The sequence below is a fragment of the Psychrobacter sp. van23A genome, assembly GCF_030845275.1.
Classification (GTDB): Bacteria; Pseudomonadota; Gammaproteobacteria; order Pseudomonadales; family Moraxellaceae; genus Psychrobacter; species Psychrobacter faecalis.
Genome location: NZ_CP132595.1, coordinates 1,814,045 through 1,840,599 on the forward strand (window position 1 = coordinate 1,814,045; position 26,555 = coordinate 1,840,599).

18 protein-coding genes and 1 pseudogene are annotated in these 26,555 nt (G+C 44.9%); 7 read left to right on the forward strand and 12 right to left on the reverse strand.

Translation table 11 applies throughout. The features are described from left to right. Positions 1-145 precede the first annotated feature (145 nt). The 4 genes and pseudogenes from mnmG to ispF all read right to left on the reverse strand — a co-directional run. A complete protein-coding gene (gene mnmG / locus RAH45_RS07770) occupies positions 146-2,041 on the reverse strand; it encodes a tRNA uridine-5-carboxymethylaminomethyl(34) synthesis enzyme MnmG (protein ID WP_193029967.1) in 1,896 nt (631 codons plus the stop codon). Positions 2,042-2,300: 259 nt separating this feature from the next. Continuing rightward, positions 2,301-2,849 carry a hypothetical protein gene (locus RAH45_RS07775; protein WP_102077193.1) on the reverse strand — a complete coding sequence of 183 codons (549 nt, stop codon included), beginning with the start codon at positions 2,847-2,849 and terminating at the stop codon, positions 2,301-2,303. Between the two features lie 201 nt (positions 2,850-3,050). After that, complete coding sequence (gene grxD, locus RAH45_RS07780; RefSeq protein ID WP_068408679.1) at positions 3,051-3,401, reverse strand: Grx4 family monothiol glutaredoxin; 351 nt, start codon at positions 3,399-3,401, stop codon at positions 3,051-3,053. Between the two features lie 217 nt (positions 3,402-3,618). Then, positions 3,619-4,095: pseudogene (gene ispF / locus RAH45_RS07785) on the reverse strand (2-C-methyl-D-erythritol 2,4-cyclodiphosphate synthase); the annotation flags it as partial. Between the two features lie 403 nt (positions 4,096-4,498). Here ispF and mnmA point away from each other — a divergent pair. Together mnmA and purB are read left to right on the forward strand one after the other, a co-directional pair. Beyond that, a complete protein-coding gene (gene mnmA, locus RAH45_RS07790; RefSeq protein ID WP_306495930.1) occupies positions 4,499-5,611 on the forward strand; it encodes a tRNA 2-thiouridine(34) synthase MnmA in 1,113 nt (370 codons plus the stop codon). 88 nt (positions 5,612-5,699) lie between these two features. Beyond that, positions 5,700-7,091: an adenylosuccinate lyase gene (gene purB / locus RAH45_RS07795; protein WP_198328855.1), complete on the forward strand. Its 1,392-nt coding sequence runs from the start codon at positions 5,700-5,702 to the stop codon at positions 7,089-7,091. A gap of 145 nt (positions 7,092-7,236) precedes the next feature. Here the strand turns inward: purB and RAH45_RS07800 are convergent, their stop codons facing one another. After that, the gene (locus RAH45_RS07800) at positions 7,237-7,428 is read right to left on the reverse strand and encodes an NF038104 family lipoprotein (RefSeq protein WP_068408670.1); all 192 of its coding nucleotides are present in this window, start codon (positions 7,426-7,428) and stop codon (positions 7,237-7,239) included. Between the two features lie 152 nt (positions 7,429-7,580). Between RAH45_RS07800 and RAH45_RS07805 the strand changes: the two genes are divergently transcribed. Beyond that, positions 7,581-8,753 carry a cupin domain-containing protein gene (locus tag RAH45_RS07805; protein WP_198328854.1) on the forward strand — a complete coding sequence of 391 codons (1,173 nt, stop codon included), beginning with the start codon at positions 7,581-7,583 and terminating at the stop codon, positions 8,751-8,753. A gap of 256 nt (positions 8,754-9,009) precedes the next feature. Here the strand turns inward: RAH45_RS07805 and guaD are convergent, their stop codons facing one another. The 4 genes from guaD to RAH45_RS07825 all read right to left on the reverse strand — a co-directional run bounded on the left by guaD (position 9,010) and on the right by RAH45_RS07825 (position 15,777). After that, positions 9,010-10,455 (reverse strand): guanine deaminase, encoded by a 1,446-nt coding sequence (guaD, locus tag RAH45_RS07810; protein WP_198328853.1) that lies wholly within the window; start codon positions 10,453-10,455, stop codon positions 9,010-9,012. 70 nt (positions 10,456-10,525) lie between these two features. After that, a complete protein-coding gene (locus RAH45_RS07815; protein ID WP_286797744.1) occupies positions 10,526-11,518 on the reverse strand; it encodes an XdhC family protein in 993 nt (330 codons plus the stop codon). Next, on the reverse strand, positions 11,511-14,081 hold the full coding sequence (xdhB, locus tag RAH45_RS07820) for a xanthine dehydrogenase molybdopterin binding subunit (protein ID WP_198328852.1): 2,571 nt from the start codon (positions 14,079-14,081) through the stop codon (positions 11,511-11,513). Before xdhB ends, RAH45_RS07815 begins: the two co-directional genes overlap by 8 nt. A 40-nt stretch (positions 14,082-14,121) precedes the next feature. After that, positions 14,122-15,777, reverse strand: coding sequence for a xanthine dehydrogenase small subunit (locus tag RAH45_RS07825; RefSeq protein ID WP_198328851.1), 1,656 nt, complete (start codon positions 15,775-15,777; stop codon positions 14,122-14,124). 928 nt (positions 15,778-16,705) lie between these two features. Here RAH45_RS07825 and RAH45_RS07830 point away from each other — a divergent pair. Beyond that, positions 16,706-17,353 (forward strand): IS256 family transposase, variant Zn-binding type, encoded by a 648-nt coding sequence (locus RAH45_RS07830; RefSeq protein ID WP_306495107.1) that lies wholly within the window; start codon positions 16,706-16,708, stop codon positions 17,351-17,353. A gap of 200 nt (positions 17,354-17,553) precedes the next feature. Here the strand turns inward: RAH45_RS07830 and RAH45_RS07835 are convergent, their stop codons facing one another. From RAH45_RS07835 to RAH45_RS07845, 3 genes are all read right to left on the reverse strand, one after another. Further along, positions 17,554-18,246 carry a 1-pyrroline-5-carboxylate dehydrogenase gene (locus RAH45_RS07835; RefSeq protein WP_198328850.1) on the reverse strand — a complete coding sequence of 231 codons (693 nt, stop codon included), beginning with the start codon at positions 18,244-18,246 and terminating at the stop codon, positions 17,554-17,556. An 11-nt stretch (positions 18,247-18,257) separates the two neighbouring features. Next, entirely contained in the window at positions 18,258-21,491 is a 3,234-nt protein-coding gene (gene putA / locus RAH45_RS07840) for a bifunctional proline dehydrogenase/L-glutamate gamma-semialdehyde dehydrogenase PutA (RefSeq protein WP_198328849.1), read from the reverse strand. Between the two features lie 885 nt (positions 21,492-22,376). Beyond that, complete coding sequence (locus tag RAH45_RS07845) at positions 22,377-23,672, reverse strand: NCS2 family permease (RefSeq protein ID WP_191690933.1); 1,296 nt, start codon at positions 23,670-23,672, stop codon at positions 22,377-22,379. A 519-nt stretch (positions 23,673-24,191) separates the two neighbouring features. Here RAH45_RS07845 and tolQ point away from each other — a divergent pair. From tolQ to RAH45_RS07860, 3 genes are all read left to right on the forward strand, one after another. Next, the gene (gene tolQ / locus RAH45_RS07850; RefSeq protein ID WP_198328848.1) at positions 24,192-24,941 is read left to right on the forward strand and encodes a protein TolQ; all 750 of its coding nucleotides are present in this window, start codon (positions 24,192-24,194) and stop codon (positions 24,939-24,941) included. Further along, positions 24,938-25,396 carry a protein TolR gene (gene tolR / locus RAH45_RS07855; RefSeq protein ID WP_198328847.1) on the forward strand — a complete coding sequence of 153 codons (459 nt, stop codon included), beginning with the start codon at positions 24,938-24,940 and terminating at the stop codon, positions 25,394-25,396. Before tolQ ends, tolR begins: the two co-directional genes overlap by 4 nt. Positions 25,397-25,490: 94 nt before the next feature. Continuing rightward, a complete protein-coding gene (locus RAH45_RS07860; RefSeq protein WP_306495108.1) occupies positions 25,491-26,507 on the forward strand; it encodes a cell envelope integrity protein TolA in 1,017 nt (338 codons plus the stop codon). The last annotated feature ends 48 nt before the right edge of the window (positions 26,508-26,555 follow it).

The window sequence follows — 26,555 nt, forward strand, 5'->3', positions numbered from 1 at the left end:
AGCACGTCTTAAATTATCAAGTTTTACATCGGCAAACTGTTTTGAAATTGTTAAGGTATTTGCCATAAAAAAGCCCATAACGCTTTGTCATTACGGGCTTCTTTTATAATCATAGGTTAAAGCTTCAAGATTTGCTAAACCATTATTACGAGTTTAACGCCGCTTGGGCTTTTTTCTGCTTCTTGACGGTCATCGCCAATAGCTGAATGGCAGCAGGCGTGACCCCGCTGATACGTCCCGCTTGAGCAAGCGTGGCAGGACGAATTTGCGCCAGCTTTTGCACAATCTCATTGGACAATCCTGATACCACACTATAGTCAAAATCCATTGGCAAGGCAGTATTTTCCAAACGCTTCATCTGATCGATATCTTCTTGCTGACGGTCAATGTAGCCGGCGTATTTAACAGAAATCTCAATCTGCTCACCGACTTGGCTATCAACCTCTGAGCCGGTGATAGCAGCGATATCAGTAAAATGTATTTGCGGACGTTTTAATAAATCATACGCAGTCGATTCTTTAGACAGCACCTCGCCTGTCTGCGCCGTGACTTGCTGACCTAAAGCATTAGCAGGGGTTGCCCAGATGTCTTTAAGGCGCGAGGTTTCGGTAGCAATGGCTTCCATTTTTTCTTGATAAGCTTGCCAGCGCACATCATCTACCAAACCAAGCTTGCGACCAGTCTCAGTCAAACGCTGATCAGCATTGTCTTCACGCAGTAGCAAACGATATTCGGCGCGGCTGGTAAACATACGATATGGCTCAGTGGTACCATGCGTAATCAAGTCATCGACCAGTACGCCAAGATATGCTTCATCGCGGCGCGGCGTCCAAACGTCAAACTCACTGTTTTCACAGGTGACCAATGCCGCATTGGTGCCGGCTAATAAACCTTGTACGCCCGCTTCTTCGTAACCGGTCGTACCATTGATTTGACCAGCAAAGTACAAACGATCGATTGATTTGGTCTCAAGCGTTGGTTTTAGGTTCTGCGGATCAAAATAATCATACTCAATCGCATAACCGGGACGGGTGATGTGTGCGTTCTCAAGACCTTTCATACTATGGATAAAGTCTAATTGCACATCAAACGGCAAGCTGGTTGAGATACCATTTGGATATAGCTCATGCGTGGTCAAACCTTCTGGCTCAATAAAGATTTGATGACTGTCTTTATCGGCAAAACGGTGAATCTTATCTTCAATAGACGGACAATAACGTGGCCCTACGCCTTCGATTTTGCCTGAGAACATCGGTGAGCGGTCTAGGTTTTCACGGATAATGTCATGGGTGCGCGCATTGGTATGGGTGATATAGCAATTGACCTGTTCAGGATGCATGGACACATCGCCCATATAGCTCATCACCGGCAGCGGTGTATCGCCTGGCTGTACCATCATGACACTAAAGTCAACGCTACGTGCATCAATACGTGCTGGCGTCCCGGTCTTTAAGCGACCAACGGGTAATTTCAATTCGCGTAAACGGTCAGCAAGCTTGATAGAAGGCTGATCGCCTGCGCGTCCGCCTTTTGAATTCTCCAAACCGATATGAATGACACCGCCTAAAAACGTTCCTGAAGTCAGCACCACAGTTTGGGTGTTAAAAATAATACCCGTTGCCGTCACAACAGCGGTCGCGCGACCATTTTCGACTAAGATATCATCAGCTGCTTGTTGGAATATATCAAGGTTTGGCTGGTTCTCAAGCGTATGACGAATAGCGGCTTTATAAAGGATGCGATCCGCTTGCGCACGCGTGGCACGCACGGCAGCACCTTTACGACTATTAAGCACTCGAAACTGGATGCCAGATTTGTCCGTCGCTAATGCCATCGCGCCGCCAAGCGCATCAATCTCACGTACCAAATGCGATTTACCAATACCACCAATCGCAGGGTTACAGCTCATCTGCCCTAGCGTCTCGATATTATGCGTCAAGAGTAACGTTTGCGCACCCATACGTGCGGCCGCCAAAGCTGCTTCTGTGCCAGCATGACCGCCGCCGATCACTATCACGTCGTAATTTTTTGGGTATTGCATGTATGCCTCACTTGACTCTCGACGCAACCGTGAGCCAGAGGCTATCGCTGCATAGCATGGCTGCTGGTCAATAAGCGTCAGTCGAATTTAAAAAAGAGATAACGACTCAGATGAGCCATTAAAGATAGGTAAAATAGCCGGTAATTATAACAATTTTTTACCGTTTAAAAAACGTTATACGAAAAACTATTTAAATTAACTGCTATTGCCATTAATCATAAAGGTGCATCAATAAAAGCTTGATAAACCTCGAATGGATTTATTTACCAGGACTGAGTGGTACAATGCGGTCAGCCTGCCCACTGGCCAGCATATGGTGGCTGCCGTAAGCTTCTGGGTTAATCTGCAAATAGGCATTCATCTGCCCAATAGCGTCGCCGTCATTGGTCGCCAAGATTTGCTCTTTAATCATCTCAACAGGCGGCAATGGCAAGTTTTTTAGCAAAGCCAAACGCTGAGCGTTATCACCCTTTAGCACAACCATCTCAATAAGTTGCCGCGCATCGATGGGTAAATCAGGGGTGTTTTGTGCCAATAATGCCAAATGATAAGCACCAGCTGCATCTTGATCCGCGACGATACGCTGCTCAATGGCAATATAAGTCGCTTCGGTTGCGCCGCCTGCTACGCTAAGCTGATGGATACATTTAAGGGCAGAATTTGGCTCACTGCCCGCCATATCGATTAAACGGGTTGATTCGTTTTTTAGATACTCGCGGCGTTTTTCGATAGCCGCTTGTTCAGCCGCCTCCTGCTGCTCCGTTAATTCTGTGTTTGGCAATTCCGTGTTTGCTAAGTGATTACTCATATAACTCTCGCTTTTAGGCAAAATATATTTATCTTGGACACTATATGGGGCTAAAAGCGATAAAAACAATAAATTGCATAGACAATAAAAAACCCGAATAGCCTTTCTTCATAAAGTAGAATGGCTATTCAGGTTTACTTTGCTGCAATTTCTAAATGATTTATTGAGGCTTATTAACTGCCCAATAAAAACGCTTAATCATTAAGCAGCAGGACTATTGGCTTCAACCAAAGGTTTTAGCTCGCCTGATTGGTACATCTGTAAAATGATGTCTGAACCACCCATCAATTCACCGTCAATCCATAATTGCGGGAACGTTGGCCAATTAGCAATCTTCGGTAACGTAGCACGAATTTCTGGGTTTTCTAGAATATTAACATAGGCAAACGGACGGCCAATTTGGGTCAAAACCTCAATCGACTTAGCAGAAAAACCACACTGTGGAAACTGCGGCGTGCCTTTCATATAAAGGATGACTTTATTGTCTTTGATTTGATCACGAATCAGCTGTTCAACATCGTTTGCAGCAGTATTTGGGGTTTGCTCACTCATAAAAGCTCCTATTTATTAAAACTATTATCAAAAAGAGATATGTCACGCTAAATTTGGCCTGTGGCTGCTACATGGGGCGATTGCCGTTTATTGCAACCCTCATCACTGACTACTAAGCCATTAGGGATTAAACATCAGGCATATTAACATCTGAAACGTTAACATCAGAAATAGTATTGCTAGCCATATTGTCGTCAGACATCATCATATTTGGTACCAATAATACCACGGCATTGGCCATAATACCCTCTTGGCGACCAGTAAAGCCCAGTTTTTCAGTCGTTGTGGCTTTAATGCTGACATTACTCACAGCTGTTTGCAAGTCACTGGCGATATTTTCGCGCATTGCCAAATTATAGGGTGCCAATTTTGGGCGCTCACACATCACAGTAATATCAGCATTCCCTAAAGTATAACCGGCAGCTTGGACTTTACCATACACATAACGGAGTAGTACGCGCGAATCCAAACCAGCGTGCGCGGCATCGGTATCTGGGAAATGTTGCCCAATATCCCCAAGTGCCAATGCACCAAGCAGCGCGTCAGCAAGCGCATGGAGCACCACATCGCCATCAGAATGCGCCAGCAAACTATGGGTATGCTCTATCGGCACGCCTGCTAATATCACATATTGCTGCTGCTCGCCCGTATTATGAAACGCATGGACATCGATACCTTGACCAATTTTTATCATTATTATTCCAAGTGAATTACTAAGTGAATGAAGAGTGATTAAAATAATTTAGAACCGCTATCTAAATTTCTAAAGCGCTTTTAGCCAACATGAGCGTGCATAGCTCGCCACCGCTTACGATTAACTGCTATAATATGACGCTTATTTTATCACAATACCCAGACCAAAATACCCTGTCCAAAAAACGAAATGACTTCATCAGTTGCCTAAGTTTATCACTCTTAGTCGTTTTATTGATGAATAGCGTCATGTCACACTTTGGATAAGGTATAAATTGTTGAGCAATTCTATGTCAGCCACGCCAAACACCTCAAGTCTACCCGTTTCAGACGCTTTTAGCATCCATCGTCCTTTGACGCTTGCCGATATTGTCAATCCTAGCAGTAAGCACGTCATCGTTGGTATGTCAGGCGGCGTCGACTCTTCCGTATCTGCCGTTTTGCTCCAGCAAGCAGGCTTTAAAGTGGAAGGTCTGTTTATGAAGAATTGGGAAGAAGATGACGGCACCGAATACTGTACGGCGATGGACGACCTAGCAGATGCGCAAGCGGTATGTGACAAAATCGGTATCAAGCTGCACACCGCCAACTTTGCAATGGAATATTGGGATCGCGTTTTTGAGCATTTCTTAGCAGAGTACAAAGCTGGACGCACCCCAAATCCAGATATTTTATGCAATAAAGAAATCAAATTTAAAGCGTTTTTAGATTATGCATTGACCCTTGGTGCTGACTATATTGCCACCGGTCATTATACGCGCCGCAGCCTGAACTATAAAAATAACAACGGCGAAACCGTCGCCCAGCTCTTGTGTGGACTGGATAACAATAAAGACCAAAGCTACTTCTTACATGCGGTCGGCGGCGATAAAATCGCTAAAACGCTGTTCCCGGTAGGCGAGCTTGAAAAACCAGTCGTGCGTCAAATCGCTGAAGAACATGACTTGGCGACGGCTAAAAAGAAAGATTCTACTGGTATTTGCTTCATTGGTGAGCGCCGTTTTAAAGACTTTTTACAACAGTACTTGCCAGCACAAAAAGGCGATATCGTCACCGACGACGGTCATGTGATAGGTCAGCATGATGGCTTGATGTATTATACTTTAGGTCAGCGCGGCGGCATCGGTATCGGCGGCGTCAAAGACCGTCCAGAAGAGCCTTGGTTTGTACTAGCAAAAGATTTGGCTAAAAACCGTTTGATCGTCGGTCAAGGTCATGAGCATCCGATGCTAATGAGTAATGAGCTGCAAGCTTATAAGCTTGACTGGGTCGAAGGCTTGCCGCCTGCCGATATTTTTAGCACGGAAGGCTTACGCTGTATGGCAAAATCTCGCTATCGTCAGCCCGATCAGGCCTGCCGTGTTTACGCGCTAAATGATGATGGCAGTGAAGTCCGTGTGGTATTTGATGAGCCGCAACGAGCCGTTACGCCTGGTCAATCAGCGGTATTTTATATCGATGAGGTGTGTCTTGGTGGCGGTGTGATTGCCGCTATCGATGCGCCTTGTGGGTTTTGATTTTAAATAACTTTCAACCTTTCTTCATTTTTGCTTATTTTTAACACTTTTACTCCTGTTACTTTTGACAACTATTTGAGGCATCACTATGACTCCACTTACCGCACTCTCTCCAATCGATGGCCGTTACGCATCTAAAGCCGACAGCTTGCGTCCTTATCTATCTGAATTTGGTCTGATTAAAGCTCGCGTTACCGTCGAGATTCGCTGGTTACAGTCATTGGCAGATAATAGCGCAATTGGTGAGTTGGCAGCGTTTGATGCCGATACCAATGCCTTTTTAAACAGCATCGTTGACGACTTTAGCGAAGCGGACGCGCAAACGATTAAAGATATCGAAGCGACGACCAACCATGATGTCAAAGCGGTTGAATACTTTATCAAAGACAAATTCCGTGGTAATCAGCAGTTAGAAGACAGCTTGGAGTTTATTCATTTCGCTTGTACCAGTGAAGATATCAACAACTTGTCATACGCATTGATGCTAAAAGACAGCCGCGAGATTGTGGTTGCAAAAATGCAGCAAGTGACCGATAGCATTGTTGATTTGGCGATTACTCATGCTGACCAGCCAATGCTATCACGCACGCACGGTCAAACTGCAAGTCCAACGACGCTTGGTAAAGAGATGGCAAACGTCGCTTATCGCTTAGCCCGCCAAATCAAACAAATCGGTCAAGTTGAGCTACTCGGCAAAATTAATGGCGCGGTTGGTAACTATAACGCGCACTTTTCAGCCTATCCTGATGTTGATTGGCAAGCACACGCTGAGCAGTTTATTGACCAGCACCTAGAGCTAACCTTTAACCCTTACACCACTCAAATCGAGCCGCATGACTATATCGCTGAATTGTTCGATGCGGTCAAACGTTTTAATACTATATTAATCGATTTTAACCGTGATATTTGGCAATATATTAGCTTAGGCTATTTTAAACAGCGCCTAAAAGACGGTGAAGTGGGCTCTTCAACCATGCCGCATAAAGTCAACCCCATTGATTTTGAAAACTCAGAAGGTAACTTAGGCGTGGCGAACGCGATGCTTGCACATTTGGGCGAAAAGCTACCGATTTCACGTATGCAGCGCGATTTATCAGACTCGACTGTACTGCGTAATATCGGTGTTGGCTTAGCGCAAAGTATGATTGCTTTTGATGCGTGCTTAAAAGGCGTTGGTAAACTTGAATTGAATGCACAGCGTTTAAATGACGACTTAGATAATGCGCAAGAAGTGTTGGCAGAGCCGATTCAAACGGTCATGCGTCGCTACCGCGTTGAGAACCCGTACGAGAAACTTAAAGCCTTGACCCGTGGCAATGCCATGACACGTGAGGCCATGCTGACTTTCGTAGAAAGCGATGAATTATCTGCGGTTTCAGATAGCGATAAAGCGCGCCTACGTGAGCTGACGCCTGCGACTTATACTGGTAATGCCACTGAGCAAGCTCGCACGATTAAAGACTGGATTGCTAAGCTTTAATCTCTGATCAAGCTTGAAGTAGCTAGCGGACATATTTTGAAATAGATATAAATGAGTAGGACTGCCTATTCATTTATATTAAGAAAAACATTAACCTTACCTACTATTACTTGTCTTAAAAGACAGTTAGTTAATGGGTAAGGTTTTATTTTTTATCTTTTTTATCATCGTCATCACTGTCGCCCGGTATGATGGCTTTACCGACCGCCACTGTGCCTTTGACCACGCCTTTGGTGGTTTTATAAGCGATTTTAGCTGGCACGGTCACAACCTTGTGCACACAAGCTTGTAATAAAAATACGCTGGCGATAATAACGATAAAATGTAATTTTTTCATAAACTTCCTACGATTGATGAGGTGTTCTGACAGCAACTATTCATACGGTAATACTCGCTATCAGCTAGGCGATAATCATAAACTATTAAAACTTTCCTATAAAGCATCTCTTGTTATTTCTCTTATACCCATTTTTAGACATGGATTTATCAATGACCACAATTCCTCTTTGCTTGCCCGACTCTATCACGCCTGAGCAATTTTTAAGTGAATATTGGCAAAAAAAACCGCTCCTTATTAAGCAAGGCTTACCGCAGCTAATTGACATGTTTGAGCCAGACGATATGCTTGGTCTTGCTATTGAAGAAGACGCGGCTGCACGCCTGCTCACCCAAGCCGCTACTAAGCAAGACGGCCTAGCGCAATGGCAACTTAAAAAAAGTCCCTTAACTGAAAGCGATTTTGACAATTTGCCTGAACAATGGACGGTACTGGTACAAAACCTTGAACAATGGTCGCCTGAGCTCGGACAGTTGTGGCAAGCGTTTGATTTTATCCCGCAGTGGCAACGCGACGATATCATGGTGTCTTATGCGCCAAAAGGCGGCTCAGTCGGCAAGCATTATGATGATTACGATGTGTTTTTAGCGCAAGGCTACGGTCAGCGTCGTTGGCAGCTTGGCAAATTTTGTGATAAAAACACTGAGTTTGTCGCCGATGAGCCTATCCGCTTGTTCGATGATATGGGCGAGATTATTTTTGATGAGATATTAGAAGCGGGCGACGTACTTTATGTGCCGCCGAAATTATCACACTTTGGCGTCGCGCAAGATGATTGCCTAACCTTCTCTTTTGGTTGTCGTCGTCCGAATTTGATGCAAATCATCGACAGTCTGGCTGATATTGCTACCAACGACAGCGATTTATTTATTCCAATGCTACTGCCACAAACACTACAAGCGTCGGGTGAATTAACAGCAAGCAGTATCGAGGCGATTAAAGACCAGCTCTTACAAATGCTCCAATCTGAGCGCGGCAACGATATCATTCGTCAAGCAGTATCCGAAGTTGTTAGTAAACGCCAGTATGATGCGCTGGTGCCAGAAGAAACGCTAGATACTGATGAGTTGATGCAGGCCCTATCAGATGGCGCAACGCTACAAGCCGACTATAGCAATCGTTTGCTGTATAGCCAAACCAATGATGGCGTGACGCTATATGCCAACGGTCAGCGCCTTGATGGTTTGGATGCGGAAGCGGCCGCTGTGCTAATGCGTTTAGCCAATGGTAAGCATTTACAAACTCAAGATGTTAAAAATATTGACCCAGATGATTTAAGCGAATGGTTAGAGAATGGTTGGGTATGGCTAGATTATCCTGAGTAATATATTAGGGCGTGTCCTCAATTCAATCGATGTATATCTAAATAGACTAAAAATGGCTAAATTTTGCCAAACTTTGTCAAATAGCTGGCTAATATCCCGATATTAACGGCGCTATTTTCCTTGTTTGGCTGCAATTTATCTCATTTTTATTACCATTTTTAAAATGAGAACACGCCCTAGCTAGAACCCCTCACTAATTATGAATGTTATTTAGAATAACTTACCTTGAAATAAGCTGGCTATTTGTCAGCTTATTTTATATCACCCCTTTTTTATAACGGCTCATGCCAGCAATGACTGTTTCTTCAATCACTCTATCGTCGCCAAGCATCATCAGCACAAATAACTGCTCATCGAGTGATTTTGTCTGCCTCATACGGCGCGTAAGTAACTCTGTCGCGCCCATGTCTATTATTACAAAATCCGCTTCTTTATCAGGCATAAAGTTACCGATTTTATCGTCTAATAATAGCGACTGCGCGTTACCCAAAGTAATCTGATACAAGCCTTGATGCGCGGATAATGGGTTGTTTTGTAATTGTTGCACTTTATAAGCTTCCGATAACGTCGTCAGCATCGACAAACTGGTTCCTGCCCCTACATCGGTGGCGATACTAACGCCGGTATAACGTAAAGTCTTAGATAAATTAAACAAACCACTACCCAAAAATAAATTGGACGTTGGACAATGGGCAATTTGCGTCCCAGTATCACGCAGCACCTCATACTCTGATGCTTCAAGATAAATACCATGAGCTAAAGTAGTTCGCCTTCCCAGTAACCCCAAATCATGATAAACGTCGAGATAGCCCGTATGTTTGGGATAAAGCTCACGTACAAAGGCAATTTCAGCCAGGTTTTCGGCCAGATGCGTTTGCAGATATACACTCTCATAGCTGCGATATAACTCACCAGCCATTTGCAGCTGTTTTGGCGTCGATGTGATGGCAAATCTTGGCGTAATCGCCACATGTTGACGCCCGTGCTCGTGCCATTTGTCAATAATATTTTGCGAATCGCGGATACCTTTCTCAGTCGGTACACACAAATGCTCGGGCGCATTTTGATCCATCAGTACATTACCGGTAATCATGCGCGTATTTAGGCGAGTACTTTCTTCAAAAAACGCTTCAACAGACTCAGGATGACTGGTCGAAAACACCAAAGCGCTGGTCGTACCATTGGCAAGCAGCTGGTTTAAAAAGAACTTTGAGGTATCGTGCGCAACTTTTAGATCACCAAAATTGGCTTCGGTGACAAAGGTGTAATTGTTGAGCCAATCAAGCAATTGCTCACCAAAGGCGGCAATCATATCTATCTGCGGATAATGCACATGAGTGTCAATAAAGCCTGGCATGATTAGCTTGTCTTGATAATCGTGAATCTGTACGGGCGCTTTGCTCTGTTGTGCGCTACTACTAGCATATCGCGCCATAATCACATTTTTACTGCCATAGTCTAGCACGCGACCGCTCACATCATCGACGACCAAAGCACCTTCGGCAATATACTCAGGATAAACATTAATACCTGCGATTACAGGGCGCAATATGACGTTTTTATCAACCACTGGTAGTGTGGCATCATTGGCATGTATATCGTTAGTGCTTGTATCACTGCTGTTGGTGCTTTTTTCTCTTTTAGCCAGATTGTCTTCGGTTAGATAATGCAGCAGTCGTGCTTGATAAATATGTATGGTCATAAAGGCGTCTCACCTAAATAGAGTAAAAGGCAATAAAGTTTTACTGATAAATGTTAATTAGAAATAATATTTATGCTTGATGATACAGCTGCAAAATTTGACTGGCGATAGATACCGCAACGGCCATTGGTTCTTTACCGCCAATCTCAAGGCCAATTGGCATCGTTACCTTATCAACGACTTTTTCGCTATAACCGCGCTGTAGCAACTTTTCTTTAAAGCGCTTGGCTTTGGTTGCCGAGCTGATACAGCCGACATAAGGCCGCGCACTGCTTTCCTTTAATGCAGTCTTTGAATCAGTAGCTAGCAAACAATCTAAAGCCGCGCGCACCAAGTCAAAATCAAGACTGTGATCATGAGTCATGACTAAAATAAAATATTGCGTACCTTTATTTGTAGATAGTCTGCGAGCGCCATTGGTCAAAAATGGACGGATAAAATCAACCGGATCGTCGTCAATATGCACACGAATATGCGCTGGTAATTGGTCATTTACCTGTCCGTCCACTGTGCCAGATTCAGCGCTCAGATAACGCTCAAACATCTCAGGACGACTGTCTATCCAGTCCACTTGGCAAGGCAGCTCAGCCAATATGCTCATTAATGCGGTAGCTACGTGTCCGCCCCCAAAAACCAATAGCGACATCGGTGGTGTTAAGTGAAAGCATTCAAACATCACCGTCACGCTACCACCGCAGCATTGTGCTAACTTAGCGCCCAATGGATAATGTTTGCTGTAAACTGCTTCACGGCGTACCGCTTGTGCTTTTGCAGACCTGCCTGCTTTTAATGGTTGAGAGGAAGCTTTCGAATTATTTGGCTCAAGCTCGCCATTTAATAGTTGCCGCGCTGTTAGCGTTACATCATGCTCTAAACTCCCACCGCCCAATGTATCGCAGCAGTCATCGAGCGTGACAATCATTTTAGACTGTAGTTCGCGAGGTGCCGAACCATTGACGGCAACGACCGTCGCTAAAACATGGGCAACCCCCTGCTGCTGATATTGCGCCAGTCCCTCATACCATTTCGTTGGTGGCATTGGCGTGATAAGTGACTTATTCACTGTGCGCAGGTCCACGAGCCGTTGAGACGTTGGGGTTTTCTATCGCCTCAGGCTCTTCATCAAACAATTGACCTTCAGACGTAGGCGGTTCGATATCTTTACCATGCGCTACTTGCTGCGGCAGTACGCGATCGTCATCAATGCCGCAGTCATCGTCAGCTGGTGTTAAGCTTTCAATGGTTTCGGTGTCTGGTTTAGAAGCGATTTCCCACGCTTGACCTTGTAGACGCATGACGGCTTTTAGTACGGCCTCTGGCGTCGCAGGCATGGTTAGCTCTGGGTTTTTCTTATAATCACCCAAGCTTGCGATGGCATTATTAATCGCACACCAAACGCTCGCTGCTAACATAAACGGTGGCTCACCAACGGCTTTAGAATTATAAATGGTCTGCTCTTCATTTTTACGATCAAACAGTTTGACGCGCCATTGTTTAGGCAAATCATGTGCGGTAGGAATTTTATAATTAGCGGGGCTGTTAGAAGCAAGCTTGCCTTTTTTATCCCAAATAAGCTCCTCAGTGGTCAGCCAGCCCATACCTTGCACAAAGCCTCCTTCAATCTGACCAATATCAACTGCAGGATTAATCGATTGTCCGACATCGTGCAAGATATCGCAGCGCAGCACTTTGTACTCTCCTGTTAAAGTGTCAATCTCAACTTCTGCGCAGGCTGCACCTAAAGCAAAGTAAAAGAAGGGTCGCCCCCACGCTTTTGAGCGGTCGTAAAATATCTTGGGCGTTTTGTAATGGCCAGTCGAAGACAAGCTAATACGGTGCTGATAAGCGAGCAAGACAAAATCTGCAAACGTAAGCACCTCTTTAGCACCGATATAAACGTGATTGCGCTCAAAACGGACATCTTCGGCATTGACTTGAAAATGCTCGGCAGCAAACTCAAGCAAACGATTTTTAATGGTGATACAGGCATTTTGCGCCGCTTTACCATTCATATCCGTACCCGATGAGGCAGCCGTCGGCGAGGTATTTGGCACTTTATCGGTGCGAGTAGCAGTGGCTTTTACCGTATCTAAATCGACATCAAATTCATTAGCAACGATTTGGGCAATTTTAATATATAACCCTTGACCCATCTCGGTGCCGCCATGATTGACTTGAATCGTGCCATCGGTATAAATAAGTACCAAAGCGCCAGCTTGATTGAGGGTTTGCACGGTAAATGAGATACCGAATTTCACTGGCGTTAACGCTAGACCCCAGCGTTTATCATTGCCTTCAGCTTCAGCCTTTTTATTTGCTTCGATAATTTGCTGACGGCGCTTATCGTAATCGCTATCCTGTGCGAGCGTCCGCATGATAGTCCCCAAATCAAAATGCTCAATCGGCTGACCGTAATGGGTGCTTTGACCGTTTTGATATAAGTTTGCTAGACGTACCTGCAACGGATCTCTACCTAACGTATAAGCAATGTGATCCATCATATATTCAGCGGTTAGCAAACCTTGTGGCCCACCAAAACCGCGATAAGCAGTGTTAGATACCGTATGGGTCTTGCAGCGGTGACCTGCTATCTGCGCGGCCGGATAATAGTAAGCATTATCACAATGAAACATCGCCCGATCGACAATAGCATCGGACAAATCAGGCGAATAGCCACATAGTCCTGCTAGCTGCATATCGACGCCAAGTATCTGTCCGTCTTCATTGACGCCGACCTCATAGCGATTGGAAAACTCGTGCCGTTTACCAGTCACCACCATGTCATCTTGTCGATCTAAGCGCATACTGACTGGCATATTTTGGCGCTTAGCCACGATAGCGCACAGACACGCCCACGCCGCAGCTTGCGTTTCTTTACCGCCAAAGCCGCCGCCCATTCTACGGACAATGGTAGTCACCGCATGAAAGGGTAAATCGACTACTTCAGCGACCAGTTGCTGCACTTCGCTTGGATGCTGCGACGACGTATAAACTTCAAGACCGCCATCGTCACAAGGCACAACGTAAGATACCTGCCCCTCAAGATAAAAATGCTCTTGCCCAAGCATATGAATATGCCCTGCAATACGCGTCGGTGCTGATTTTAGCTCAGCTTGCGTATCACCGCGCTGCATAAAGTGGCTCGGCCGTACAAACTGCGCTTGCTCTAATGCGTCATCGATAGTCAAAATAGCGGCTAAAGGCTCATATTCTATCAGCGCATTCAGCACTGCCTTTTTGGCGGCGCGATGACTGGTTGCGACAACCGCAAACAAGGTTTGACCGACGTATTCGGTGACTTTATCTGCCATTAATGGATCGCCATCGAACACGGGCCCGATATCAGTCTTAGCAGGCAAATCCTGAAACGTAATGACATCGACCACCCCATCGGCCGCCCATACTGCACTCAAATCCATATGTAAGATACGGGCATGGGCATGGGCGCTTTTACCAATCGCTACATGCAGGGTGTTTTGCGGTTTTAGCATGTCATCGACGTAGGTAGCCGTTCCCATCACATGGCTGATAGCACTGTCATGTTTGACTCCCGTACCGATTTTATTTTTTGGCGGGCGCTGTCGGCGTATACTATAACTGTCAAATAGTGAAGAATGATGGCTCATAGTGTCTCTTCCTTGTATTCTTTATAAATGGCGATAAACGTTAAGCGCTCGCAGGTTGTATATCCGCGACCAATTGCTTACCGCATTTAATCATTAAGCGCTGCACGACATGCATACGATACTCACGACTGGCTCTAACGTCCGTCATGGGCGAGACATCTAACGCCAGATTTTGCGCCGCTGCTTCAAAACTGGCAACCTCAACAGATTGCCCAACCAGCATTTCCTGACAATTTGTCGCCAATAAAGGAATCGCCGCCATACCGCCAAGACCGAATTTTGCATCTTTAATCGTCAACCCATCTGCTACCAAATCGATTCTTGCTGCCAATAAACAAGCAGAAATATCGTCTTCATAACGCTTACTTACCTTATGAACATATAAATACTGATGGTCTTGCAACAGCGGAATATGCAGGGCGACGATATAACTACCAGCGCGCAGTTTGGTCTTTTTATAATCCAAGAAAAATGCCTGCAAAGGTATAATCTCATCAATATAACCATTTTTATTAGCATCGCTACCATCAATAGCTGCGCAATGACGCAAGTGAATTTGCGCATCTAGTGCCAATAAAACCGGGGGCAAATCGCCAATCGGTGAAGCATTAGCGACGTTACCGCCAATGGTGCCCATATTGCGAATTTGCGGCGAGGCAATGCGTTCAAATAAATGAGCAAAACTTGGAAAATACTCTTCAAGGACAGGTAGCAGTTGCTGATAACTCATGCCCGCGCCCAATATTAAAGATGGTACTGCCGATTTCATTTCGCTATTAACCTTGTCGCTGTTAACTTTATCGGCATTAACTCTAGATTTCTCATCAGTATGTTGATGTAAGTCTTGTAGCGACCAAGTTTTTAGCGCCTCAACCGCTGACAGTTGCACAATCACTTCATGATCGACCAGGTGCTGGGTCACGCTTAACCCCAAATCAGTACCACCTGCCCAAATGGTTGCGTTTGGATACGCGGCTAACACCTGATTGAGCTCGTCAATGGACTGCGGAATAAAAAGTTTGCGTGATGCTTGAGTGAGTGCAGGCTCAATAGTATTGCTAGCAGCATGTTTACGGTTTGCCATTGCATCGGTTGCCAGTTTTATCGTTAAATCTTTAGCAATGATTTGCCCAGCATCGCGCTGCTTGCCAATCTTACCCATCGCTAAACCCGCATCGATAATAGGACGATAACCGGTACAGCGGCACAGATTTCCGGATATAGCAGCGACAATATCATTGTAACTAAGATCGTCCGATGCCAGTCCTGCTGCCACTTGCAAACGTTGGTTTTCATAAGTACTCGCCAGCGTCATGACAAATCCAGGCGTACAAAAACCGCACTGCGAGCCATGGCAATCGACCATGGCTTGCTGAGCTGGGTGCAATAAGGCGCGATCTGGGTGATTGGCGGCATTATCGGCGATATAAGCGGCAGTCATCAGATGATGATCATCCATCAATGACAGTAGCGTGATACAAGCATTAAGGGTATAAAAAGGTGCTTGCATAGATTGGTCTGCGTCATGAGCAGGCAAGCGCTGTGCCATGATGGTACACGCGCCGCAGTCGCCACTCGCGCAGCCTTCCTTGGTATCGGTTTGCTTTTCATGCAGGCGTAGATACTCAAGAACGGTGGTGTTCGGGTTTAGATCAGTGACTTGTTTGTACTGACCGTTCAAATAAAAACGAATCATAGCAACGCTCGGCTGTCAGAATAAAAGGCAGATAAAAACTATAGTTTTATCTGAAATCGAATATAAAATGTTAACAATCAATATCTGCAAAGGTTAGGCGTGATTACGACACCGCCCTAAGGTAGTATTCAATTATCATGTTAATAAAGTTTATACGATGACGATCATCATACCTACATCAATACTGATAGTTATACGGGTATTGAATAAGCTGACTGCCTATCTGACTACTGACTTGCTCAGGCTTAATCGGTTTGCGGTTTGAACTTTTTAATTCACCAATCATCTATGCGTCAATTAAAAAGCGGTCATAAAGGTCGGGTATAGGTAAAGGTAAAGCTAACTACCCTATCGAAAAAACGGAGAATATAAGCATGGGTCACACTCCTTTTTAGCTTAAAGTACCTCAACATTCCGTGTTGAAGCTGTCTATTAGCATTCAATGAATAAATGCTGACTAAACGGTTAACTTATACTAGCACTAACTTTATTTAACTTACAACTCAAAAAAGCACATTATTTTGTTTAATAATTCAAAAACTTTTTAATACTATATATTTTTAGCTAACCTTTTTGGTGTAATGGACATTATTCATGCTGGCGTAGTGTCTAACGCTATATACTGTCTATATTTGCAAGGAATCAAAGCCATGAATCGAAAAACTGCCCTTTTTGTCATGATAAACACACCAAGAAGAATGGACGCAAGCTAGGCAAACAACAGTATCAATGTCTAGCTTGCAGACGGCAGTTTTTAGGTGGCAAAAGACTCAATAACCAGACCCTTTGGACTGAATACACCCAAGGGAAACAGACCTACAAACAACTGGCTGACAAGTATAGCTGTAGTCTTAAAACCCTTCAAAGACGCTTAGACAAAGTCAGTACCCAGTATCAAGTTAAACGACCGAATACTGCTAACATCATCATGGATACCACTTACTTCGGTCGTAAGTTCGGTTTAATGGTTTTTATGGACAATACCACTAAAGCCGTTCTTTACTACGCGATAGTTAGTCATGAAACCAACAGTGCCTACAAGCAAGGAATTGATCATCTAGCATCGTTAGGCGTTGATGTACAAAGCATTACCTGTGATGGTAGACGAGGACTGCGTACGTTATTTACCTACACCCCTTGCCAGATGTGCCAGTTCCATCAGGTACAAATAGTAACTCGCTATCTCACTCGTCGACCTAAGAATATCGCAAGTATTGAGCTTAGACGGCTCACTTTAGACTTAACTAAGCTTGATAAAGCCACGTTCACAAAATGCTTAGATCAATGGTATTTAACCCATGAAGTCTATCTGAGTGAGCGTAGTACCAATGAAGATACTGGTAGAAGTTGGTACACTCACAAACGTCTTAGAAGTGCTTATCGCAGCCTCAGAACCAATAGCGATTGGCTATTTACTTACCAAGAATATGGGCATTTAGACATACCAAATACCACCAATTCTCTTGAAGGTTTATTCAGTGAGTTAAAGCGACAATTACACAGTCATCACGGTCTAAGTGAGCAGCGTAAGTTGCGGTTTATTAAAGACTTTTTAGGGTCGAAGTCACTCAAATAGCATGAATTATGTCCATTAGCGACTACCTTCTACTTTTTAGCATGAATTTTGTCCATTACACCACCTTTTTGATTAATTTTATCCTTAATTTTTCATAAAACAATAAAAAAACGGTCAGTAATCATTTCCCAAATTGCTTGGAAAATGGCTACTGACCGCCGCTTATACAATCCTAGTTTTTTTATTTAGCTTTACAGCACTTACTCGGTGCCAAGCTCGAGCAAGCTGGCATTACCGCCAATCGCTGTGGTATTAATGGTCCTCACCCGCTCAGTGACAAAGCGGTACAGATAATCGGGCGTTAGCATCTCTGACATCCCCTCCATATCAGTGACCGCAATGACCTGCGTCAAGATACCATCGGTCTTAGCAAGCTCTTGGCTGATGGCTTGCACTTCGCTTTGGTTGCCTGCGACCGCAACTTGCGCTAATCGATCGATATATAGCAGTGTAATGGTTTGCGAATCATTGGCAACGCTTAAGACATCATCGCTGATGCCAGTGTCATGCAATATTTTTGCCGCTTCAACACACATCTCGCTCTGACTTGGGCAATGCAATATCACCTCGTTGCCAGTCAGTAAAGCTGCAACCAATTGCCCAAGTACCGCCATCGCGCGAGCAGATTCGCCGCCGATAACCATGGTTTTGCCGCGAGCAGTCACGTACAAATCATTGGACTCACCTGTTGCGCCCGTCATACGCTGCACGTCATCGAGCATCGGCGCGGCATTTAATAGATGGGTAAATAAACGCTGGGCTTTATTGGCGTCACCAGTAAGTAAGGCCAATTTAGCAACAGCTGCTTGTAGATAAGTTGCTCGCTCTACCGCGCTTAATAACCGCCAAGCTTCACAAACTTGGGCATGATTCTTTTTAAATTCATTCGCCATCTTGCTACTCCTTATGCGATTTGGGTTTGGGTTTCAGTGCTATTATTTTCTACCGCCGTGTTCGACTCAGTACACAGCTGCATCAGACGCGCAACGTAATGCGGCCCGCCAGCTTTTGGACCCGTACCAGACAGACCACAACCACCAAACGGCTGCACGTTAACGACGGCACCGATTTGGTTGCGGTTAATGTAAGTGTTGCCGACAAAGGCACGGCGCTCGATATGCTCGGCGATATTTTCAATACGGCTGTGGATACCCAAGGTCAAACCAAAACCTGTGCTATTAATCGCATCAATAAGCTTATTCAAGTCGCGCGCTTGATAACGTAGCACATGCAATATCGGACCAAAGTGCTCACCGCCAATCACATCGATACTTTTCACCTCAATCGCGGTTGGCAAAACAAAGGTAGAGCGCTCTTCGCTAACCACTGAGCTTGCGCTCATCGGCGTCTGCGCCAAGATCGTCGCCGTTGGTTCAGCCGCCATACGTTCGATATGCGCGTCCAGACTTTGCTTGGCATCAGCATCAATTACTGGACCGACGTCGGTTGCGGCATACAATGGATTGCCGACGACCAATTCTGCCATCGTTCCTTGTAACAGCTCGATTAAATTGTCCGCTACTTCTTCTTGCACACATAAAATACGACACGCAGAACAGCGTTGACCTGCCGAACCAAAGGCAGATAATACCGCATCTTTAACCACTTGCTCGGGCAATGCGGTTGAATCGACAACCATGGCATTCTGACCGCCGGTTTCGGCTATCAATACTGGCAACTCACCACTGATTTGCTGATGCAGGCTCTGATTGATATGCTGCGCCGTTTGGGTTGAACCGGTGAAAATAACGCCTGCAATATTATCGGCAGCGGTCAACGTGCCGCCAACTTCGCCAGCGCCAACAACAAACTGCAAAGCGTCTACCGGCACGCCAGCTTGATACATCAGCTGCACAGCAAAATGCGCGATTAAGCTGGTTTGCTCGGCAGGCTTGGCGACTACAGTATTACCTGCGGCAAGCGCCGCCATGATTTGACCAGTATAAATTGCCAAAGGAAAATTCCACGGGCTGATACAAACAAAGGTGCCCCGCGGCTTATACACTTGACGTGATTGCTTGCCTGCTAAGTCGGTAAACTCATAAACCTTGGCGTCGAGACGTTCTGCTTCATCGGCATAAAAACGGCAAAAATCAACCGCTTCTTTGATTTCATCAATGCCGTCTTGCATGGTTTTACCCGCTTCGATTTGGCAAAGCGCCATCAATTCGGCATAATTTTCTTCATACAAGTCCGCCACTTTACGCAAAATAGCCGCGCGCTTGGCAGCAGGTACGGCTCGCCATACGCTTTGACCTGCAATGGCAGCATCAATGGCTTGCTGCGCAATATCAGCATTGGCGTAGGCGACTTCACCGGCGATGACTTCATGGTTCCAAGGCGCGCGTACGGTTTGCGACTCAAGTTTTTCAGAATTGCCATCGACTTTATGTGCATCAACTGCGTTGCCGTTAATGATAGAAGTTGCCGACCAGGTTTTATGCAAATGGCTATCAATAGCGGCTTTAAATAGTAGCCACTGCGACTCTACAAAGATATTAGGGCCAAAGCTGGCTCGGCGCGCGCCATAGATATCTAATGGCAACGGAATATCAGGATTATGCAAAGTAGCATTGCTCAATAACTTATCGTACGGGTGTACCGTTAGCTTATCAATCGGATAAGACTTATCTAATAACTGATGCACAAACGAGCTATTGGCACCGTTTTCTAGTAAACGGCGTACCAAGTACGGTAGCAAGTCTTTATGAGCGCCAACGGGTGCATAGATACGAACAGGGATTTTATAAGCTTGCAGAATATGGTCATAAAGTGCATCGCCCATGCCATGAAGACGCTGGAACTCAAACTCTCGGTGCGCGCTCATGGTCATCACTGAAGCAAGCGTGTGCGCATTATGGGTAGCAAACTGGGGCCAAATCAAACCGCGCAAATGCTCTGATAATAAGAAGCGCGCACAGGCAAGATAAGCGGTGTCCGTGCCTTCTTTACGGGTCCAGACCGGATAGCCGGACAGTCCCTTTTGCTGCGCCAGTTTGATTTCAGTATCCCAGTATGCGCCTTTTACCAAACGCACCGGAATACGGTCACCGACTTCAGTTGCCAAACGCGCAAGCCACGTAAGAACGGCAATCGCACGTTTAGAGTAACCTTGTACCACCAACCCTAAGCCATCCCAACCGGCGGTTAAATTATCACGGTAAAGAGATTCAAACAGCTTTAAAGAAATCTCAAGCCGGTCTGCTTCTTCGGCATCGATACTGATATCGACATTGACCTCACGAGCCGCTTCAATCAATAACAAGCAACGCTGACGCAGTAGCCCCATCACTTGCGCTTCTTGCGTCGCTTCATAACGCGGGTGCAATGCTGATAGCTTAATAGACACTGACGGCTTTGGCATACCTTCTTTTACCTTGATGCTGGCCGTCGCTTTAATCGCATGCAGGTAATCGTTAAAGTATTTTTCCGCATCTTTATGGGTAATCGCCGCCTCACCTAACATATCAAACGAATAGGTATAGCCTTTATTACGATAAGGCTGGCTGTTTTTGTTGGCGCCCTCAATGGTTTCGCCAAGCACAAACTGATGCCCCATAATGCGCATGGCTTTTTGCATGGCACTACGAATGACCGGCTCGCCCATTTTTTTGGTCATACGGTCCAAAAACCCAGCAGCGGTAGTATCACGATCAATACTGACAACGCGGCCAGTCATCATCATGCCCCACGTCGAGGCATTGACCATAAAACCATTGTCATTTTTGATGTGTTTTTTCCAGTCAGCGACGCTCATTTTATCGTGGATAAGCGCATCAGCGGTGTAATTGTCTGGCACCCGAATCAAGGCTTCTGCCAAACTCATGAGCAAGATACCTTCTTGGGTATCAAGGCTATATTCAAGCAATAATGAATCAACCATTTTTACGGCTTTGCCATCATTACGTACATGTTCGACCAATTGACGAGTTTGCGTAGCAGCCCCTTCACGCTCGGCATCCGTTGGCTTAGCGAGCGGCAACAAGTCCGTCAACCAGTGCTCCTCGTCCACACTATATAAAGGTGAAATACGGGAGAACAGCTCGTTCGACGATTGACTGAGATAAGCTGGCTTTAATATATCGAGCGGATTAAATAAAATCGGCTCTTGCGGGGTAAATTGGTCTACTGGGTTCATAACAACTCCATAACTATCGTTTAAAAACCATAATAAATGGTGCGGTGGGAGCTTTGATTGCTAAAGATATAGCGGCAACTATTGTTAAACATTCTTAAAATTTCATCCCTACTATTCTTGATAACAAACATCTTTGATATCGAATAGGGGATAAATAATAACTATAGAAATAAGCCAATTAGCAATATACAAAAGACCAAACAGCGCCATTATAAAACGAGAAAATCCAGCATAGGCTGGAAACGGTCAAGTAGGTCGTTTTAGTGTTAAACGGGCTACGTTAACAATATAAAGGCAACAACAAACAGCTAAGCGGCATTAGTGCCTTCTTCTTGTTAGTAGTGAAAGGAGGTGATGCTCAGAGGCAAGCACGTTTTATAGAAGCCTAAGTTTATACAATCTTACGTTCTAATAAACACTTATCTGTCATCTTATAGAATACTAATTCACTGTAAGAAAAACCTCTACGGCGTTGATTGAGGTGATGCGCTTAACCTCGACATGGTAGCATGAAAAAAAATTTCCAACTAACGAATTTACCTATTTTAACCAAACAAAATACTGTTTAAAAACAAATGGTTATTAACCACTTATTAGAAATGACGCTTTAGTTATAAATTTATATTTACTATGGCTAATTAATCGTTTTTGAATCAATGACTTGTCTTTATTTATCTCATCCATTTAACTTAAACCCATACAGAGTATGAGCGAATTAATAACGTAATCATTTTATTTCGTGCCGAAGATAGCCGTTTATAGTATTTTTCTTTACGCATAAAAAACCCTTCTCATTTAAAATAAGAAGGGTTTTTTATGCGTAAAGCTGAGCATTTATCAAATGACTAAAAATGACTGAAAATGATTGTAATTTAAATTGCAATCTTAGATAAACACAATCTTCGCAAGTAACACGGCCGTTAATATCCAAACGGGAATGCTCACGTCAGAGAACTTACCGGCGACGACTTTAATAGCAGCAAAGGTAATAAATCCAAGCGCGATACCATCAGCGATTGAGTAGGTTAATGGTGTAAACAACAACACAACGACAACGGGCGCCGCCTCTGTTAGATCTAACCAATCAACATCTTTTAGAGTACCCATCATCAGTACAGCGACATAAAAAATAGCGCCTGCTGTTGCATAGCCTGGAATCATACCAGCAAGTGGAGCAAAAAACATACTTAATAAGAATAGCACCCCGACCGTCACAGCGACTAATCCAGTACGTCCTCCGGCTGCAATACCTGACACACTCTCAACAAAGCTGGTGGTCGATGAGGTACCTAGTAGCGTACCCGCAACCGTGGCGCTCGAATCTGCCAGTAGCGCTTTGCCCATATTAGGTATTTTGCCATCCTTACCAATTAAGCCTGCTTGACTGGTCGTTGCAATCAAGGTACCGGCGGTATCGAATAAATCGACGAATAAAAAGGCAAAAATAACACTAATCATCGCTACGTCAAATGCGCCAGCAATATCAAGCTGCATCAGCGTTGGCGCTATCGGTGGCGGTGCCGATATAATGCCAGTGAATTGTGTGTTACCAGTAATTAAGCTGATAAGCGCTACCAATAAAATCCCTATCGTTACCGCGCCGGGTATTTTTTTATGCGACAAGCCAACGATAACAATAAAGCCCAATGCCGCCATCGCAGGTGAGAACGCGGTCATATCGCCCAGTCCCACTAACGTCGCATCATTATTGACGATGACGCCTGCGGTTTGTAAGGAGATAAAGGCCAAAAATGCACCGATACCAGCAACTACGCCTTGTTTAATACTGTCCGGAATAGAGTTGATAATCAATTCACGAATTTTAAAAAGGCTTAATAATATAAATATACAACCGGACAAAAATACGGCGCCAAGTGCCGTTTGCCACGCGTAGCCCATTCCTAAAACCACGCCGTACGTAAAAAAGGCGTTGAGTCCCATACCGGGGGCTAGCGCGACTGGCAGGCGAGCATAAATCCCCATAATAAAACACCCAACTGCGGCGGCAAGACAGGTAGCGACAAACACCGCACCTTTATCCATACCAGCGTCAGCAAGGACGTTAGGGTTGACAAAAATAATGTAAGCCATCGTCAAAAACGTGGTTACACCGGCTAAAATCTCGGTTTTGATCGTGGTGTTTTGACCATTGATACCAAAATAGCGTTCGATTGCGTTCATAAGAGTCGCTTCCAAATTGCAGTAAGTAAATTATCATTATTTAACTGTATTGATAAGTGTCGCTTCCAAATTGCGACGCTCGATACTGCGTTTAAAACAAACATATAAAATACACCCAAATTGCGACGATAAATGACGCTTCCAGATTGCGACTGTAAATGACGCTGATACACTAAGGTTAGAGACAATGTTTTTAATCCGTTAGCCACACATAATTTGGTAAATACGAACCATCATGAAAAATGACAGCAACAAACCATAACATTCTAGTGAAATTCGCTCAAAATTTCAATGAATGGCGCATCTTCTTAGTATAAGAGTGCAAATTAGTTGACCATATGGACAATATTATAAAATACTCGTGCTGTCATTATTTTTTTCATATATTTATTGAGAGCGATTTATGCACTGCTATTAACATATTATTAATGATATTTGCGTGATTTAGCAGTACACTAACGGGTTGATATAAAATCCCTTATTAGATTAACTATTATTCATTATCCATGAGCCGCTTACATGCCTGAATCCTTAAATATTATCGACCTAATCACCCAAGCCAGTTTATTGGTACAGATTGTGATGGCATTGTTATTATTGGCGTCATTGCTCAGCTGGGTGATTATTTTTCGTATGAGTGCGCGTCTTGGTACCGCCAGAAATTTTGACCAGCAGTTTGAAACCTGGTTTTGGTCAGGGGAAGATTTGGCAAAGCTGTATCAAGGCGTCCAAGGCTCACCTGAGCGCCAAGGGCTTGAGCAAATTTTTTATGTTGGGTTCTCTGAATACCTAAGAATGCATAAAAAACGTCAGCCTAAAGATGACATTATCGACGGCGTTGAGCGTAAGCTGCGGGTTGGATTGGGTCGTCAGCAGCAATTATTAGAGTCGGGGCTAACGACGCTGGCAAGTATTGGTTCGGTGGCGCCTTATGTCGGTTTATTCGGTACCGTTTGGGGTATTATGAATGCCTTTTTGGGGCTATCGCAAAGCGAGCAAGCGACCTTAGCGACTGTCGCACCGGGTATTGCCGAAGCCTTGATTGCTACGGCTATGGGTTTATTCGCCGCGATCCCTGCGGTATTGGCGTATAACCATTTTACCGCCAAAGCGAGCCGCTTATACGACTCTCGCGCCTTGTTTTGTGACGAGATGACAGGCATGCTACAACGCGAGACCAGTATTGAGATTCCGCAAGCAGGTACGCAAGTAAGCCAAACCAATCAAAGCATTCAAAATAGCCAAAGTACTCAGGTAACTGGTCTATGAAACAAAGCCCTTATCGCCGTGAGAAAAAAGCGCTAAATGCGGAGATGAACGTCGTTCCTTATATCGACGTTATGCTCGTGCTGCTGGTGATATTTATGGTCACCGCGCCAATGCTGATAACGGGCGTCGATGTTGATTTGCCAAAAGAGCAAACCAATACCATCAGTCAAAGTCAGCTGCCTGTGATTGTTTCCTTGACCGATAGCGGCGAGATTTTTATCAGTTATGAGAACAATATCGACCTGCCGATTAGTGAGCCGGAACTGATTGATACCTTAACCAACTTGCAAAATCAAAATACGGACGTCGGCGCTCAGCCTTTACAAGTGATGATTAACGCTGATAAAAACAATCAGTACGGCGCTATCATGACACTGATGGCAACCTTGCAACAAGCAGGCATCCAAAAGGTAGGACTATTGACGGGTGCACCGTTACCCGCGCCTTCTTTATAATCTATCTACCCTGCTCTTAGATTAACCTTGATTGGCTCAAGTGGTTATAATAAAGTCGTTCATTTGATAAATATCGTATTTGAGTATCCCAACTATGCGTAATGCGCCCACCGTTTATGTACCGACCGAACCTGAAGGTAACGGGCTGACTTTACCGACACTTTTAAGCTTGTTGGCACACGGTCTTGTGATTGGCATACTAGCTTATACGTATCAAAACATGGAAGTCGAGACCGCAGGTAGCATCGAAACCGTGATGATATCTCCTGAGCAATTGGCTGAGATGCAAGGAGAGATACTGGCCAATCGTGCCGCAGCGGCGAGCGCGATGCCAGCCGATAGTGGTGCAAGTGGCTCATCAACCAGCATGCCAGAGACCAGCTTTGATGACAGCGTCAGCTACGACAATCCAAGCGAGCCGACTTCGCAGCGCGTGCCTGTTTTTACTCGTTCTGACGAGGCGGTGAACCCTCGCCCAATGCTGATGAGCGAAGAGCAACACCAGCGCCTACTTGCGCAAAATCAAGAATATGAGCGCAATATGGCTGAGTGGGCAGCGCAGTTGGATGAATCTGTACTAGATGAGCATGATCAGGTTGAACAAGAAAGAAGAGCGCAGCTGATAGAAGAGCAAAAAAGGCTGCGAGATTTTCGTAATAAACAAAATAACCCTCCTAAGATTAAACGTCCTACCGCCAATGATAGAAATATAGAAATCAATACGGGCGGCTCAGGTAGCGCAGGACAGACCCTTAGTTTAGGAGATGATGGTCAATCAACACTATCTGGTGACACCACCACTTCCAGTACTGCAAAGGGTAGCAGTCGCTCGGCATCAAGCGGTAGTCGCGGCGCCAGTAATAGTGAAATCATCAATTTAATCAAACGCAACTATAATCCGCCGACAGCGGCAAAAGGCTCAACGCAGCGTGCCACCTTGGCCATCACAGTCAATTCCAGTGGCGCTGTCGTGAATGTCTCAGCGTCAGGCCCTGATAGCGCGGTCAATGAAGCCGCCAAACAAGCGGTGCTCAATACCGGCAGCTTACCGATTGATGCTGATGACCCCAAATACCCCACTTTTACCATACAGTTTAAGGGCCGCAATTAAGCAGTTGCCCACACACGATATTATTGCTAACGTTACTTTAAGCAACTT

Excerpts from the sequence above, each read along its gene's own strand:
- purB (WP_198328855.1), top strand. The coding sequence starts at position 5,700 with ATGACTCCACTTACCGCACTCTCTCCAATCGATGGCCGTTACGCATCT.
- RAH45_RS07805 (WP_198328854.1), top strand. The coding sequence starts at position 7,581 with ATGACCACAATTCCTCTTTGCTTGCCCGACTCTATCACGCCTGAGCAA.
- putA (WP_198328849.1), bottom strand. The coding sequence starts at position 21,491 with ATGAACCCAGTAGACCAATTTACCCCGCAAGAGCCGATTTTATTTAAT.
- mnmA (WP_306495930.1), top strand. The coding sequence starts at position 4,499 with ATGTCAGGCGGCGTCGACTCTTCCGTATCTGCCGTTTTGCTCCAGCAA.
- RAH45_RS07845 (WP_191690933.1), bottom strand. The coding sequence starts at position 23,672 with ATGAACGCAATCGAACGCTATTTTGGTATCAATGGTCAAAACACCACG.
- xdhB (WP_198328852.1), bottom strand. The coding sequence starts at position 14,081 with ATGAGCCATCATTCTTCACTATTTGACAGTTATAGTATACGCCGACAG.
- guaD (WP_198328853.1), bottom strand. The coding sequence starts at position 10,455 with ATGACCATACATATTTATCAAGCACGACTGCTGCATTATCTAACCGAA.
- RAH45_RS07860 (WP_306495108.1), top strand. The coding sequence starts at position 25,491 with ATGCGTAATGCGCCCACCGTTTATGTACCGACCGAACCTGAAGGTAAC.
- grxD (WP_068408679.1), bottom strand. The coding sequence starts at position 3,401 with ATGAGTGAGCAAACCCCAAATACTGCTGCAAACGATGTTGAACAGCTG.
- RAH45_RS07775 (WP_102077193.1), bottom strand. The coding sequence starts at position 2,849 with ATGAGTAATCACTTAGCAAACACGGAATTGCCAAACACAGAATTAACG.
- tolQ (WP_198328848.1), top strand. The coding sequence starts at position 24,192 with ATGCCTGAATCCTTAAATATTATCGACCTAATCACCCAAGCCAGTTTA.
- mnmG (WP_193029967.1), bottom strand. The coding sequence starts at position 2,041 with ATGCAATACCCAAAAAATTACGACGTGATAGTGATCGGCGGCGGTCAT.
- RAH45_RS07825 (WP_198328851.1), bottom strand. The coding sequence starts at position 15,777 with ATGATTCGTTTTTATTTGAACGGTCAGTACAAACAAGTCACTGATCTA.
- RAH45_RS07830 (WP_306495107.1), top strand. The coding sequence starts at position 16,706 with ATGGATACCACTTACTTCGGTCGTAAGTTCGGTTTAATGGTTTTTATG.
- RAH45_RS07835 (WP_198328850.1), bottom strand. The coding sequence starts at position 18,246 with ATGGCGAATGAATTTAAAAAGAATCATGCCCAAGTTTGTGAAGCTTGG.
- RAH45_RS07800 (WP_068408670.1), bottom strand. The coding sequence starts at position 7,428 with ATGAAAAAATTACATTTTATCGTTATTATCGCCAGCGTATTTTTATTA.
- tolR (WP_198328847.1), top strand. The coding sequence starts at position 24,938 with ATGAAACAAAGCCCTTATCGCCGTGAGAAAAAAGCGCTAAATGCGGAG.